The sequence below is a fragment of the Pseudomonas helvetica genome (genome assembly GCF_039908645.1).
Classification (GTDB): domain Bacteria; phylum Pseudomonadota; class Gammaproteobacteria; order Pseudomonadales; family Pseudomonadaceae; genus Aquipseudomonas; species Aquipseudomonas helvetica.
Genome location: NZ_CP150917.1, coordinates 5,799,675 through 5,814,396, shown reverse-complemented (window position 1 = coordinate 5,814,396; position 14,722 = coordinate 5,799,675). Strand labels below are relative to the sequence as shown.

Annotated in this window: 13 protein-coding genes; 7 read left to right on the top strand and 6 right to left on the bottom strand. The window is 59.9% G+C overall.

What is annotated here, in order from left to right; genetic code table 11:
- Nucleotides 1–206 precede the first annotated feature (206 nt).
- The gene (locus AABM55_RS26880) at nucleotides 207–653 is read left to right on the top strand and encodes a response regulator (RefSeq protein WP_054594354.1); all 447 of its coding nucleotides are present in this window, start codon (nucleotides 207–209) and stop codon (nucleotides 651–653) included.
- Nucleotides 654–735: 82 nt separating this feature from the next.
- On the opposite strand, the gene AABM55_RS26875 is transcribed toward AABM55_RS26880, so the two are convergent.
- Nucleotides 736–2,913 carry a malate synthase G gene (locus AABM55_RS26875; RefSeq protein ID WP_347928180.1) on the bottom strand — a complete coding sequence of 726 codons (2,178 nt, stop codon included), beginning with the start codon at nucleotides 2,911–2,913 and terminating at the stop codon, nucleotides 736–738.
- 474 nt (nucleotides 2,914–3,387) lie between these two features.
- On the opposite strand from AABM55_RS26875, the gene AABM55_RS26870 reads away from it, so the two are divergent.
- Entirely contained in the window at nucleotides 3,388–3,906 is a 519-nt protein-coding gene (locus tag AABM55_RS26870) for a glycine cleavage system protein R (protein ID WP_019693970.1), read from the top strand.
- A gap of 215 nt (nucleotides 3,907–4,121) precedes the next feature.
- Here the strand turns inward: AABM55_RS26870 and rarD are convergent, their stop codons facing one another.
- From rarD to AABM55_RS26845, 5 genes are all read right to left on the bottom strand, one after another.
- On the bottom strand, nucleotides 4,122–5,009 hold the full coding sequence (gene rarD, locus AABM55_RS26865; RefSeq protein ID WP_054594352.1) for an EamA family transporter RarD: 888 nt from the start codon (nucleotides 5,007–5,009) through the stop codon (nucleotides 4,122–4,124).
- 115 nt (nucleotides 5,010–5,124) lie between these two features.
- Complete coding sequence (locus tag AABM55_RS26860) at nucleotides 5,125–6,099, bottom strand: serine/threonine protein kinase (protein WP_019693968.1); 975 nt, start codon at nucleotides 6,097–6,099, stop codon at nucleotides 5,125–5,127.
- Nucleotides 6,100–6,296: 197 nt separating this feature from the next.
- Nucleotides 6,297–8,198: a PhoX family phosphatase gene (locus AABM55_RS26855; RefSeq protein ID WP_347928179.1), complete on the bottom strand. Its 1,902-nt coding sequence runs from the start codon at nucleotides 8,196–8,198 to the stop codon at nucleotides 6,297–6,299.
- A 240-nt stretch (nucleotides 8,199–8,438) separates the two neighbouring features.
- Entirely contained in the window at nucleotides 8,439–9,203 is a 765-nt protein-coding gene (locus AABM55_RS26850; protein ID WP_054594350.1) for a TOBE domain-containing protein, read from the bottom strand.
- A gap of 60 nt (nucleotides 9,204–9,263) precedes the next feature.
- Nucleotides 9,264–10,004 (bottom strand): ComF family protein, encoded by a 741-nt coding sequence (locus AABM55_RS26845; RefSeq protein ID WP_054594349.1) that lies wholly within the window; start codon nucleotides 10,002–10,004, stop codon nucleotides 9,264–9,266.
- Between the two features lie 90 nt (nucleotides 10,005–10,094).
- Between AABM55_RS26845 and bioB the strand changes: the two genes are divergently transcribed.
- The 5 genes from bioB (at nucleotide 10,095) to bioD (ending at nucleotide 14,669) form a co-directional block, all read left to right on the top strand.
- On the top strand, nucleotides 10,095–11,150 hold the full coding sequence (gene bioB, locus AABM55_RS26840; RefSeq protein WP_054594348.1) for a biotin synthase BioB: 1,056 nt from the start codon (nucleotides 10,095–10,097) through the stop codon (nucleotides 11,148–11,150).
- A gap of 134 nt (nucleotides 11,151–11,284) precedes the next feature.
- Nucleotides 11,285–12,463, top strand: a complete 1,179-nt coding sequence (bioF, locus tag AABM55_RS26835) for an 8-amino-7-oxononanoate synthase (protein ID WP_347928178.1) — start codon at nucleotides 11,285–11,287, stop codon at nucleotides 12,461–12,463.
- A complete protein-coding gene (locus tag AABM55_RS26830; protein WP_347928177.1) occupies nucleotides 12,456–13,187 on the top strand; it encodes an alpha/beta fold hydrolase in 732 nt (243 codons plus the stop codon). Before bioF ends, AABM55_RS26830 begins: the two co-directional genes overlap by 8 nt.
- Nucleotides 13,180–13,992 carry a malonyl-ACP O-methyltransferase BioC gene (gene bioC / locus AABM55_RS26825; protein ID WP_123581219.1) on the top strand — a complete coding sequence of 271 codons (813 nt, stop codon included), beginning with the start codon at nucleotides 13,180–13,182 and terminating at the stop codon, nucleotides 13,990–13,992. Before AABM55_RS26830 ends, bioC begins: the two co-directional genes overlap by 8 nt.
- Complete coding sequence (bioD, locus tag AABM55_RS26820) at nucleotides 13,989–14,669, top strand: dethiobiotin synthase (RefSeq protein WP_103315890.1); 681 nt, start codon at nucleotides 13,989–13,991, stop codon at nucleotides 14,667–14,669. The genes bioC and bioD overlap by 4 nt, the downstream gene beginning before the upstream one ends.
- The last annotated feature ends 53 nt before the right edge of the window (nucleotides 14,670–14,722 follow it).

Genomic DNA, 14,722 nt, shown 5'->3' with positions numbered 1-14,722 from the left:
TCGGCCCCTGCGTGAAGAGTGCCCATTGGACGTAAGTCTAGGTCGTGGTGCAGGAAGCGAAATTTCGGAAATACCCTACGCTAATAATGCGCAAAACCGCTGGTTAGCCCACTTGGAAAACTATTCGGCGAAGCGCACATTTAAGTTCTGCTTAGCGATGTCCGACCATGGTGCTAGGGGATTAATCTGAATATGTAGAGAGATTTATGTCCGACCACGATATTTTGAGCGATGCCGAACGTGAAGCGTTGAGTGCAGTCATGCACGAACCGGACTTGCCAGCACAACGTGTGCTGATTGTCGACGACGATAAGGACACGCGTGAGCTGCTTTCGGAAATTCTTGCGCTTGATGGCATCCGCAGCATGACGGCAGCCAGTGGCGAAAGCGCACTCAAACTGTTGGACTCGAACAAGTCGATCGGGTTGCTCATCACCGATCTGCGAATGCGTCACATCGATGGTCTGGAGCTGGTCCGTGAAGTGCGTGAGTCGGAACGGGCGGCATTGCCGATCATCATCGTTTCCGGTGACGCCAAAGCCCGGGATGTCATTGATGCCATGCACTTGAGCGTGGTGGATTTTCTGCTCAAGCCCATCGATAGCAAAGAGCTGTTGGCATTGGTCAAGCATCAGCTGGGGATGGACATATGAGTCACTGAAAAGATCGCAGCCTGCTTCAAACAAAAAAGCCCTGATCTCTCGATCAGGGCTTTTTCATGTCGCTAACGCTTATTCACAGGCCATTGGCAGCCTTGAACTCGCGGCGACGACGGTGCAGGACCGGCTCGGTGTAGCCGTTCGGCTGCTTGGTGCCTTCGATCACCAGTTCGACCGCTGCCTGGAAGGCGATGTTGCTGTCGAAGTTCGGTGCCAGCGGACGGTACAGCGGGTCGTTGGCGTTCTGGCGGTCAACCACCGGCGCCATGCGCTTGAGGGTTTCCAGCACCTGGGCTTCGCTGACGATGCCATGACGCAGCCAGTTGGCGATGTGCTGGCTGGAGATACGCAGCGTTGCACGGTCTTCCATCAGGCCGACGTCGTTGATGTCCGGCACTTTTGAACAGCCCACGCCCTGGTCGATCCAGCGCACCACATAACCGAGGATGCCCTGGGCGTTGTTGTCCAGTTCATTCTGGATCTGTTCCGCTGTCCAGTTGGGATCGCTTGCCAGCGGGATGGTCAGGATGTCGTCCAGCGATGCGCGAGCGCGCTTGGCCAGTTCGGCCTGACGGGCGAACACGTCAACCTTGTGGTAATGCAGCGCGTGCAGCGCAGCGGCGGTCGGCGAAGGGACCCAGGCGGTGTTGGCACCGGCCAGCGGGTGAGCGATTTTCTGCTCGAGCATGGCGGCCATGAGGTCGGGCATGGCCCACATGCCTTTACCGATTTGCGCGCGACCTTGCAGGCCAGTGCTCAAACCGATGTCGACGTTCCAGTTTTCGTAGGCGCTGATCCACTTTTCAGCCTTCATGTCGGCCTTGCGCACCATCGCGCCGGCCTCCATGGACGTGTGGATTTCATCACCGGTACGGTCGAGGAAGCCGGTGTTGATGAAGACCACGCGCTCGCTGGCAGCCTTGATACAGGCCTTGAGGTTGACCGTGGTACGCCGCTCTTCGTCCATGATGCCGACTTTGAGGGTATTGCGCGGCAGCTCGAGCACGTCTTCGATGCGCCCGAACAGTTCGTTGGTGAACGCCGCTTCTTCCGGACCGTGCATTTTCGGTTTAACGATGTAGACCGAACCGGTACGGCTGTTCTTGCGGGTGGTGTTGCCGTTAAGGCTGTGCAGCGCCGCGAGGTTGGTGACCAGGCCGTCGAGGATACCTTCCGGTACTTCGTTGCCGTTCTTGTCGAGGATCGCGTCGATGGTCATCAAGTGGCCGACATTACGCACGAACAACAGCGAGCGGCCGTGCAGGCTCAGTTCGCTACCGTCGGGCGCGGTGTAGGTGCGGTCGGCGTTCATGGTGCGGGTAAAGGTCTTGCCACCCTTGGCGACTTCTTCCGACAGATCGCCTTTCATCAGGCCGAGCCAGTTGCGGTAGATCACCACTTTGTCATCGGCATCGACAGCGGCCACGGAGTCTTCGCAGTCCATGATGGTGGTCAGCGCGGCTTCCATCAGGACGTCTTTGACGCCGGCGGCGTCGGTCTGGCCGACCGGTGTGCTGGCGTCGATCTGGATTTCGAAATGCAGACCGTTGTTTTTCAGCAGGATCGCGGTCGGCGCCGCAGCATCGCCGTGGAAGCCGATCAGCTGTGCGTCGTTGCGCAAGCCAGTGTTGCTGCCGCCTTTAAGTGCGACCACCAATTTACGGTCAACGATTTTATAGCCGGTGGAATCGACGTGAGAGCCGGCAGCCAATGGCGCGGCTTCGTCGAGGAAGGCGCGGGCGAAGGCGATGACCTTGTCGCCGCGGACCTTGTTGTAGCCTTTGCCTTTTTCCGCACCGTCGGCCTCACTGATGGCATCAGTGCCATACAGGGCGTCGTATAACGAACCCCAGCGGGCGTTCGAAGCGTTGAGGGCGAAGCGGGCATTCATCACCGGAACCACCAGTTGTGGACCGGCCATACGGGCGATTTCGTCGTCGACGTTTTGCGTCGTTGCCTGGAAATCGGCCGCTTCTGGCAGCAGATAACCGATGTCTTGCAGGAAGGCTTTGTAGGCCACAGCGTCATGCGCTTGACCTGCACGGGACTGGTGCCAGGCATCGATTTTCGCCTGGAGGTCGTCGCGTTTGGCGAGTAGGGCTTTGTTCTTCGGCGCCAGGTCGTGAATGACCTTGTCGGCACCGGCCCAGAACTTGTCGGCGGTGAGGCCGGAACCGGGAATGGCTTCGTTGTTCACGAAGTCGAACAGGACTTTGGCGACCTGCAGGCCACCGACTTGAACGTGTTCAGTCATTGCTTGCCTCACTCTGCTCAGCTATTTCGCTTTTCAGCTCTTCAATTTGACAATGAAGCCTCTGGCCATTTAAACCACAAACCCCTCTACCAGTACATGCCATTGCTGGCGGCTGGGTGGTTCCAATCAACGGCGTAAAGCCTTGCTGACGGGGCTTTGAGGGTTGCGATGGCGCCTGGGCAGACATCGATCCAACGTTATGTAGTGCGCGCTGCGGCATACTACATGATGAATTGCGGTTGTGAAAATTAGACTAATTACGTCGTTTGGCGACCCGGTCAGGCTATCCGGTCACGCCGGGGGACGGGATGTTCTCAAAAAACTATTGGATTGTTCCAGATAAATCTAAAAACTTGTACACATAATATTGAATTCACTGCTATGGAGCTTTGATTTTTTTGCTGCCGCGCTGAATTGGGTCCCTTGCCTATACTTGCCTTTCTATAACAAAAGTCATGACAAGAGGGCTGCGCCATGGACCACCTCGTACTCACCGTATTCGCCCCGGACAAGCCCGGCCAGGTGGAACGCATCGCCCAATGCATTGCCGAGCATGGTGGTAACTGGCTGGAGAGTCGCATGTCACGGATGGCCGGGCAGTTTGCCGGGATCCTTCGGGTTGGCGTGCCAGCCGAGGGCTACGACGAACTGGTCGATGCACTTCAGGCGTTGTCCGCCCAAGGGATTCGGGTGCTGATCGCCGAAAGCAGTATCGAGCAATCCTGCACCTGGAAGCCGATTGCCATGGAGCTGGTCGGTAACGACCGACCAGGAATAGTCCGTGACATCACACGTTTGTTGAGTGAGCAGGGGGTCAACCTTGAGCGCTTGGTAACTGACGTGCGTCCGGCGCCGATGAGCAGTGAGCCGCTGTTCCACGCCGAAGCGATTCTTGCGGTACCGCTGACCCTTTCCCTGGACGTGCTGCAGTCGCGGCTGGAGACCCTGGCCGATGATTTGATGGTGGAGTTGGTGCTGCGCAGCGAGCCATGAACGGGTTATCCAAGTAAAACGTGCACCCGCCTGTGGATAACCTGTAGAGATACGTCGCCAGCCCACGCCGGCCGGGGCTCATCAGTGATTGATCAAAAAACCAGCAGTTTCAAGGGCTTGTGCACAAACGGCGGGGATCACGCTGTGGATAACCTTGGGAAGGATGCTTGCAGGCCACGTCGGTCGTGGCCTGCAACGGTTTGTACGTTTTTTGATCAGCGGCGGCGACGTAAACTCATCCAGGCGTCGACGCTGTAAACCGCCAGGCCTGCCCAGATAAACATGAAGGCCACCAGCGTGGTGGACGACAGGTGTTCGCCAAACAGCAGTACGGCTTGCAGCAGCACCAGCGTCGGTGCCAGGTATTGCAGGAAGCCGAGGGTGGTGTACGGCAGGTGCCGAGCAGCTGCGTTGAAACAGACCAGCGGCACCAGCGTTACCGGGCCGGCAGCGACCAGCCACCACGCTTCGGACGTAGTCCAGAACGCTGCTTGCGCGCTGGTAGCGGTTGGATTGAAGAGCAGCCAGGCAAGGGCAATCGGTACCAGCATCCAGGTTTCCACCACCAGCCCGGGCAATGCTTTGACCGGAGCCTGCTTGCGGATCAACCCGTAGAAGCCGAAGGTCAGCGCCAACACCAGCGACACCCAAGGCAGGCTGCCGACTTGCCAGACTTGCTGCGCGACGCCAACGGCGGCCAGCCCGACGGCGACCCACTGCAGGCGTCTCAAGCGTTCGCCAAGGATCAGCATGCCCAGCAGCACGTTCACCAGCGGGTTGATGTAGTAACCGAGGCTGGCCTCAAGCATGCGTCCGTTATTCACCGCCCAGACGTAGGTCAGCCAGTTGGCGGCAATCAATGTGCCGCTCAGCGCAAGGACTGCCAGCCGCCGTGGGTTCTCGCGCAGTTCACGCCACCAGCCCGGATGCTTCCAGACCATCAGCAGCAAGGCGCCGAACAGCGCTGACCAAAGTACCCGGTGGATTATGATTTCTACGGCAGGTACGTCAGCGATGGCTTTGAAGTAGAGCGGGAATAATCCCCAGATGATGTAGGCACTCAGGCCCAATATGTACCCGCGACGCAGGTTGGCGGCTTGCATGCAGAATCCTTGCTTAGGCAGCTAACAAAGGGGGGGATTGTAAGGAGATTTGTCCAGCTGTGTCCCGTTCGCTTTGGTGTAGGCGCCCCCCCGCTCCTACAGGGACCGTGGTGGATCAGAACAACTTCAACGGTTCTTCGTTGAGGGCCGCCAGTTGCTCACGCAATGCGAGCACCTGGTCGCCCCAATAACGTTCGGTGCCAAACCACGGAAAGCTGTGGGGGAACGCCGGGTCATCCCAACGACGGGCCAGCCACGCGCTGTAATGCATCAGGCGCAGGGCACGCAGTGGTTCGATCAGCGCCAGTTCACGGGGGTTGAAGTCGTGGAACTCGCTGTAGCCGTCCATCAGTTCCGACAACTGACCGAGACATTCCTGACGATCGCCGGCGAGCATCATCCACAGGTCCTGTACCGCCGGCCCCATGCGACAGTCGTCGAGGTCGACGATGTGGAACATCTCGTCACGGCACATCATGTTGCCGGGGTGGCAATCGCCGTGCATGCGGATGTTCTGGTGCGGCGTGTCTTTGTAGACCTCTTCCACACGCTTGAGCAGGTCGCGGGCGACTGACTCGTAAGCGGGCAGCAAGCTGCGCGGTATGAAGTTGCCTTCGAGCAAGGTGGTCAGCGAATCATGGCCGAAGTTTTTGACGCCCAACGCTTCGCGGTGTTCGAAGGGGCGGGTAGCGCCCACTGCGTGCAAGCGGCCAAGCAATTGCCCCAAACGGTAGAGCTGATCGAGATTGCCCGGCTCCGGCGCACGACCGCCCCGGCGCGGGAACAGGGTGAAGCGGAAACCGGCGTGTTCGTGCAGACTTTCACCGTTGTGAATCAACGGCGCAACGACAGGCACCTCGCACTCGGCGAGTTCGAAGGTGAAGCGGTGCTCTTCGAGAATGGCAGCGTTGGTCCAGCGTTGCGGACGGTAGAACTTGGCAATCAGCGGTTCGCCATCTTCGATGCCAACCTGATAGACACGGTTTTCATAGCTGTTGAGCGCAAGGACACGGGCGTCGCTGAGAAAGCCGATGCTTTCTACGGCGTCGAGCACCAGATCGGGGGTAAGTGTTTCAAACGGGTGAGACATGCTGACTCCTGCGCGCAGCAGGCTGCCGCGTCCGGCCAAACATGGTAGCGCAGAAGGGGCGACTTTAGTGGTTGGGCTTGAGATGAGTGTTGTTTTACTGACGCCATCGCGGGCAAGCCTTGCTCCTACAGGATCGGCGCAATTTTAAAAATGGCGCATGACCTGTAGGAGCAAGGCTTGCCCGCGATGAGGGCCTGTCAGGCGCCGACGATCCCGCCGTCTACTCGGGTAATCGCCATCACCGAGGAGCGCGGCTTGCCGTTCGGCAAATGCTCGGGGAAGGTTGACCCACCGTTTTCCCCCGGATGCTGAATGCCGACAAACAAGGTCTTCTGGTCCGGCGAAAAGCTGATGCCGGTCACTTCGCAGCCCACCGGGCCGACCATGAATCGGCGGATTTCACCCGTCGCAGGATCGGCACAGAGCATCTGGTTGTTGCCCATGCCGGCGAAATCGCCGGCGTTGCTGTAGTCCCCGTCGCTGAGAATCCACAGGCGACCGGCCTTGTCGAATCCCAAGCCATCCGGGCTGTTGAACATGTTGTCTGCTGTGATGTTCGACGAGCCGGCTTTGGCTGTTCCAGCGTGCACGCTCGGGTTGCCCGCCACCACGAACAGATCCCAGCCGAACGTCAGCGATGCGTGGTCGTCGCGATCAGTGCGCCAGCGCAGGATTTGCCCATAGACGTTTTTCTCCCGTGGGTTCGGCCCGCCCACCGGTTGCCCGTCTTCGCCGCGCTTGGCGTTGTTGGTCAGGGTGCAATAGACCTGGCCGTCTTGCGGGCTGACCACGATCCACTCTGGACGGTCCATGCGCGTGGCGCCGACGACGCTGGCGGCCAGGCGCGCGTGAATCAGCACCTCGGCCTGATCGGCAAAACCGCTGCCGGCGTCGATACCGTTCTTGCCATGAGTCAGCTCGATCCACTGGCCCTGACCTTTTGGATGGTCGGGGTTGCTGTCGCCGGCATCGAAACGTGCGACGTACAACGTGCCGTGATCCAGCAGGTCATGGTTGGCTTTGGGTGTTGCGTGATTGATCTTGTCGCGGCTGACGAATTTGTAGATGAACTCGCCGCGCTCATCGTCGCCCATGTAGACCACCGCGCGACCGTCGTGGGTCTCGGCCAGGGCCGCGTTTTCGTGTTTGAAACGGCCCAGGGCCGTGCGCTTGACCGGGGTCGATTGCGGGTCGAATGGGTCGATTTCCACCACCCAACCGTGACGGTTGAGTTCGTTGGGGTTTTTCGCCAGGTCAAAACGTGGGTCGTGTTGGTGCCAATTAATCTCTTTGCTGGCGACCGATGCGCCATAGCGCTTTTGTGCGGCGTCGAACTTGTGCTCGGGATTGCTGCTGCCAAAGCAGTCGGTGAAGTTCTCTTCACAGGTCAGATAAGTACCCCAAGGCGTCTTGCCATTGGCGCAGTTCTGGAAGGTTCCGAACACTTTTTTGCCGGTCTTGTCAGCGGCGGTTTTCATCAGCTCATGGCCAGCGGCCGGACCGCTCAACTGCAGCGGCGCGTTGCCGTGGATTCGGCGGTTGTAGCGCGAGCCCTGAACGAATTGCCAGTGGCCATTTTTACGCTGGACTTCGATTACCGATACGCCTTCGCAGGCCAGCGCTTTGCGCACTTCTTCGGCCGACTGCGGCATGCCGCCATGGGCGTAGAGGTAGCGATAGTTGGTGTATTCGTTGTTGATCGCCATCAGCGCGCGATTGTCGTCGCCGGGGAAAGCGAACAGGCTCATGCCATCGTTGTTGTCGCCGAACTGGACTTCCTGGGCCAGGGCGCTGCCATTGCCACTCGGGTCAAAGGCCGGGCCGTCCTTGTGCAGCGGCTGGCCCCAACTGATCAGCACCGAGGACTTGTAACCCGGCGGCAGGGTGATGGTGTCGCTGGTGGCGGCTGCAATGCTGTCGAAACCCAGCAATTTGCTCGAAGCTGCGCTGACACTGGCGGCCAGAACGCTACGGCTCAGCAGGTTGCCACCGAGGAACATCGCCGCACCGCAAAGGGCGCCGGCGCTGATAAAACCACGACGACTGAGGCCGACGATTTTTTCGAGGTCGGTGGCTTGGTTTTCTTCTAATAGGCTCATATCAGGCTCCCTGCTGGTTTTTGCAGCCACCTTAAGGAGCGTCTATGACACAAATGTTGCAGTTTTGATCGGGAAGAGCACAGACCTGTAGCAGCTGCCGAAGGCTGCGTTCGGTGGCGAAGCCGCCGCAAAAAACTGACACCGCGATTCTGAGTCTTTATTTGAGTCGAGAGTATTGCGACTGCTTCGCAGCCGAACGCAGCCTTCGGCAGCTGCTACAGAAAGCGCGGCAGGCCTGATTTAGAGCGGTGTTCCGAGCAAAACGTTGGAGGGCGAGAACTGCACCTGAACGGCTTTTTCGGCGCTCAAACCCAGGGTTTTGAGGTGCTGCGGCTCGGCCAGCGCGCATAGCGTCTGACCATTGGGCAGGGCGATTCGGACTTCGCTGGGGCCATCTTCGGCGTCGAGAATCTCCTCGACAGTGCCCTTCAGACAATTGTGTCCGGGTGTTGCAAGTTGTCCTGTGCTGAGCAAATCGAGCCAGCCAGCCTTGATCAGCGCCACCACCTCAGTGCCCGTTTCCAGTTCCAGGCGCAGGGTGCTGTCGTGGGTTATTTGCGCCTGAATGATCAGCCCCTCAGCCAGTTCCAGGCTGATCAGATCGTTACGACCGTGAGTGTCGATGGCTGCAACGGTGCCATGCAGCTGATTGCGCGCGCTGGTCCTGAGCATCAGGCGCCCGAGCAAGTCGAGGTCACTGGCGTCTTCGGCAGCTTCCAGCACCTGTGCCTGTAAGGCTTGCAGGCGCTGATAAAGTCGCAGCACCCGTTCACCTTCACTGGACAGTTTTGCGCCACCACCGCCCTTGCCGCCGACGCTGCGTTCCACCAGCGGTTTCTGCGCCAGATTGTTCAACTCATCGATCGCATCCCACGCGGCTTTGTAGCTCAGCCCGGCACTTTTCGCGGCGCGGGTGATCGAGCCTTGTTCGGCGATGTGTTGCAGCAAGGCAATGCGCTGCGGACGACGGACGATGTGTTGGGACAACAAAGTAGGCAAGGACATGGCAAGGGGCTGCGAGAGGGTAGTGATGGATTGGGACGTTGGCGGCTTGGCGCGTGAGAGTCAAGTCAGCTCCCCGGGTTTTGGCGTGCGCGCCAGGCAATAAACGTCGACCCGCGCCGCGCCCGCCCCGATCAGCAAGCGTGCCAGGCTTTGCGCGGTGGCGCCGGTGGTCAGCACGTCGTCGACCAGCGCCAGGTGGCGGCCCTTGATGTGCGCACCCGGCATCAGTGCGAAAGCGCTGAGCAGGTTCTGTTTGCGCGCCTTGGCGTCCAGATCCTGTTGCGCAGTGGTGTCCTGGATGCGTAGCAGCAGGTTTGCGTCGCAGTCGATCTTCAGGCTGTCGCTGAGCCAGCCGGCGAGCATCGCTGCCTGGTTATAACCCCGCTCACGCAGCCGTTTGCGGGCCAAGGGCACCGCTACCAATGAGTCGGGGCGTTTGAGGCCTTCATCGAAGCGATGTTGCAGGAATTGAGCAAGAAGTTCGGCAAGCAGGCGACCATACGGCCACTTTGCCGCGTGCTTGAAACGGGTGATCAAACTGTCGAGCGGGAAGCTGTAGGTCCAGGGGGCGATCACCTGCTCAAAGGCCGGCGGGTCCTTCAAGCACTGGCCGCAGGTGAGGCCGGCCACGGGCAACGGCAGGGCGCAGGTCTGGCAATGATCGCCGAGCCAGGGCAACTCGGTTTCACAGGAAGTACAAATCGGTTGAGGCGTGTCAGACAGTTCATCGCAAAGCAAACAGATCTGTTCAATTTTTGACCAGATGTAAACCGACCCTTTGTATCGTGGTTGACAGCGCATGGCTCTTCCTTAAATATGCCGAACATCCGTGTCGCGTCTGTGGATATTCCGTTCCACAGTCGCTTGCCAAGCATAAACAAGGAAACGCCCATGAGCGCCAGCACCACTGCAAACCTGCGTCATGACTGGTCTTTGGCCGAAGTCAAAGCACTCTTCGTTCAGCCATTCAACGACCTGTTGTTCCAGGCGCAGACGGTGCACCGCGCGCACTTCGACGCCAATCGCGTCCAGGTGTCGACCCTGCTGTCGATCAAAACCGGCGCGTGCCCTGAAGATTGCAAATATTGTCCGCAGTCCGGTCACTACAACACCGGTCTGGAAAAAGAAAAGCTGATGGAAGTGCAGAAGGTCCTCGAAGAGGCTGCTCGCGCCAAGGCCATCGGTTCGACCCGTTTCTGCATGGGCGCCGCCTGGAAGCATCCGTCGGCCAAAGACATGCCGTACGTGCTGGAAATGGTCAAGGGCGTGAAGGCCATGGGCCTGGAAACCTGCATGACTCTCGGCCGTCTCGATCAGGACCAGACCGTAGCCCTGGCCGAAGCCGGCCTCGATTACTACAACCACAACCTTGATACCTCGCCGGAGTTCTACGGCAGCATCATCACCACCCGCACCTACAGCGAGCGCCTGCAAACCCTGGCGTATGTTCGTGATTCGGGGATGAAGATCTGCTCGGGCGGTATTCTCGGCATGGGCGAGTCCCTCGACGACCGCGCCAACCTGCTGATCCAGCTGGCCAACCTGCCGGAGCATCCGGAGTCGGTGCCGATCAACATGCTGGTGAAAGTCGCCGGTACGCCGCTGGAAAATGCCGACGATATCGACCCGTTCGACTTCATCCGCATGCTCGCCGTCGCCCGTATCCTGATGCCGAAATCCCACGTGCGCCTATCCGCCGGCCGCGAAGCGATGAACGAGCAGATGCAGGCCCTGGCGTTCTTCGCCGGTGCCAACTCGATTTTCTACGGTGAGAAACTGCTGACTACCGCCAACCCGCAGGCTGACAAGGACATGCAACTGTTCTCGCGCCTCGGCATCCTCCCGGAAGCGCGCGAAGAGCACGCCGACGAAGTGCATCAGGCGGCCATTGAGCAAGCGCTGGTCGAGCAGAAAAGCAGCGAGCAGTTCTACAACGCTGCTGTTTGACCCTATGCCATTCTTGTAGGAGCAACGCTTGCTCGCGATCGAATCGCCGGGTCATTCGGACAGACCGAGGCGTATGAATCGCGAGCAAGCTTAGCTCCTACGGGGGATGCCCCATTTCCACTCGCGAGGCCTGCATGTCTTTCGATCTCGCCGCACGTCTCGCTGCCCGTCGTGCCGAAAATCTCTATCGCCAGCGTCCCTTGCTGGAAACCCCACAAGGTCCGCAAGTGGTGGTCGATGGCCAGCCATTGCTGGCGTTCTGTAATAACGACTACCTGGGCCTGGCCAATCATCCCCAAGTGATTGAAGCCTTGCGTGCCGGTGCCGCCCGCTGGGGTGTCGGTGGCGGTGCTTCGCACTTGGTGATCGGCCATAGCAGCCCGCATCACGCGCTCGAAGAAGCCTTGGCCGACCTGACAGGGCGCCCGCGTGCTCTGCTGTTTACCACCGGCTACATGGCTAACCTGGGTGCGGTCACGGCGCTGGTCGGGCAGGGCGACACGGTGCTCGAAGACCGGCTCAATCATGCATCGCTACTGGATGCCGGGTTGTTGTCGGGCGCACGTTTCAATCGCTATTTACATAACGATGACGTCAGTCTCGCCAAACGTCTGGAGAAGGCTACCGGCAATACGCTGGTGGTGACCGACGGGGTGTTCAGCATGGACGGCGACATCGCCGATCTACCGGCGCTGGCTCGCGAGACCAAGGCCAAAGGCGCGTGGCTGATGGTCGATGATGCCCACGGCTTTGGTCCCTTGGGCGCCAATGGCGGTGGAGTCGTCGAGCACTTCGGTTTGAGTCTGGAGGATGTGCCGGTCTTGGTCGGCACCTTGGGCAAAGCGTTCGGCACCGCAGGCGCGTTTGTCGCGGGCAGCGATGACCTGATCGAAAGCCTGATCCAGTTCGCCCGACCGTACATTTACACCACCAGCCAGCCACCGGCGCTGGCGTGCGCGACCCTGAAAAGTCTTGAGTTGCTGCGCAGCGAACATTGGCGACGCGAGCACTTGAACGTGCTGATCCGCCAATTCCGAAAAGGCGCCGAGCAGATGGGTCTGGAGTTGATGGACAGCGCTACGCCGATCCAGCCGATCATGATCGGCGACGCCGGGCGCGCGATGCTTTTTTCGCAGATGCTGCGTCAGCGCGGGCTGATGGTGACCGCGATCCGCCCGCCCACCGTGCCAGCCGGCAGTGCACGTTTGCGCGTGACCCTGACAGCGGCGCACAGCGAAGCGCAGGTGCAGCTATTGTTAGAAGGTCTGGCCGATTGTCTTCAGCAACTGGGAGCGGAGCCGAACCATGCGTGATCGTCTGATTCTGTTGCCCGGTTGGGGACTCGGCATTTCGCCGCTGGAGCCTTTGGCTGCAGCCTTGCAAGGGTTGGACGAACACCTGCGCGTCGAGATCGAACCGCTGCCGGAACTGGAGTCGAGCGACCTCGAAGAATGGCTAGACGAACTGGATTCGACCTTGCCCAAAGATGCCTGGCTCGGCGGCTGGTCGCTCGGCGGGATGCTCGCCTCAGAGCTCGCGGCTAGACGTGGCGAACGTTGCTGCGGTTTGTTGACGCTGGCGAGTAACCCCTCTTTTGTGGCGCATGCCGAGTGGTCGAGCGCCATGCCGGGCGAGACCTTCGATGCGTTTCTGGCCGGGTGCAGCGCGGACCCGCGCATGACCCTCAAGCGCTTCAGCCTGCTCTGCGCCCAAGGTGCCGAAGACCCACGCGGGTTGTCGCGTCTGTTGCTGGCGGGTGCGCCGAATACCCCGCAGGCGCAGTTGATGAGCGGGTTGGAAGTGCTCGCACAACTGGACAATCGGCAAGCCTTGCAGGCTTTTCGAGGTCCGCAATTGCATCTGTTCGCCGGGCTCGACGGGTTGGTTCCTGCCGAAGCCGCCAGTGAGCTACTGGTGTTACTCCCCGATGTCGAAATTGGTCTGATTGAACAGGCCAGTCACGCGTTTCTTCTGGAAGATCCCCACGGTGTGGCGGGGGCTATCCAGGCCTTTTTGCATGAGTCCGGTGATGACTGATTTAGCCCTTCCCAACCTGCCCGGAGGCTTGCCTGACAAGCGTCAGGTCGCGGCATCCTTTTCCCGTGCAGCGGCCAGCTATGACAGTGTTGCCGAATTACAGCGGGCTGTCGGCAGTGAATTGCTGGGGCGTTTGCCGGCAGATCGATCACCCGCTCGCTGGCTGGATCTGGGTTGTGGCACTGGGTATTTCAGTCGTGTGCTGGGTGAGCGCTTCAACGCCAGCGAAGGGCTGGCGCTGGATATCGCGCAAGGCATGCTCAAGCACGCGCGGCCCTTGGGCGGTGCGACACATTTCATTGCCGGCGATGCCGAGCGCTTGCCGTTGCAGGACGCAAGCTGCGACCTGGTGTTTTCCAGCCTGGCGGTACAGTGGTGCGCCGATTTCAGGGCGGTGCTGAGCGAGGCCAATCGGGTTCTGAAACCTGGCGGTGTGTTGGCGTTTGCCAGTCTTTGCGTGGGTACGCTGTATGAGTTGCGCGACAGTTGGCGTCAGGTCGATGGCCTGGTGCACGTCAATCGCTTCCGTGAGTTCAGCACGTATCAACAACTGTGTGCGGCCAGCGGCATGAACGTGATCAGTCTGCAAAGTTGCCCGCACGTACTGCATTACCCGGATGTGCGTAGCCTGACTCACGAACTCAAGGCCTTGGGTGCGCATAATCTCAATCCTGGTCGGCCGGGCGGGCTGACAGGGCGGGCGCGGATCATGGGGTTGATCGACGCCTATGAGCAATTTCGTCAGGCGCAAGGGCTGCCCGCGACTTATCAGGTGGTTTACGCCGTGTTGGAGAAGCCACTATGAGCGCAGCCTATTTCATCACTGGTACCGATACCGACGTCGGCAAGACCACCATCGCCGCCGGCTTGTTACACGCCGCGCGGTTGGCGGGGTTGAGTACGGCGGCCGGGAAACCCGTGGCCTCTGGCTGCGAGGTGACACCCAAAGGATTGCGTAATGCCGACGCGTTGGCGCTGTTGGCGCAATGTTCGTTGCCGCTGACCTATGCCGAGGTCAATCCGGTGGCCTTCGAGCCGGCCATTGCACCGCATCTGGCGGCACGTGAGGCGGGTTTCGCACTGACGGTCCAGTCGTTGCTGGTGCCGATGCGGCACATAGTGGACAAGCAGGCCGATTTCACCTTGATCGAAGGTGCGGGTGGCTGGCGAGTGCCGTTGGCTGATCAGGACAATCTCTCGGATCTGGCAATGGCGCTGGGGTTGCCGGTGATTCTGGTGGTGGGTGTGCGTCTGGGCTGCATCAATCACGCGTTGCTGACAGCCGAGGCGATTGCCCAGGACGGTTTGCAACTGGCGGGTTGGGTGGCCAATATCATTGACCCCAAGACGTCGCGGCTGGAAGAGAATCTCGCCACGTTGGCAGAACGGCTGCCGGCTCCGTGTCTGGGGCGGGTGCCGAAACTCAAACTGGTCACGGCAGAAGCGGTGGCGGAGCATCTTCAGCTGGATTTGCTGGACTAGGTTTTACCTATGACAAGGCACTGTGCCATTAGTGTTTTTATCGAGCCTTTTGT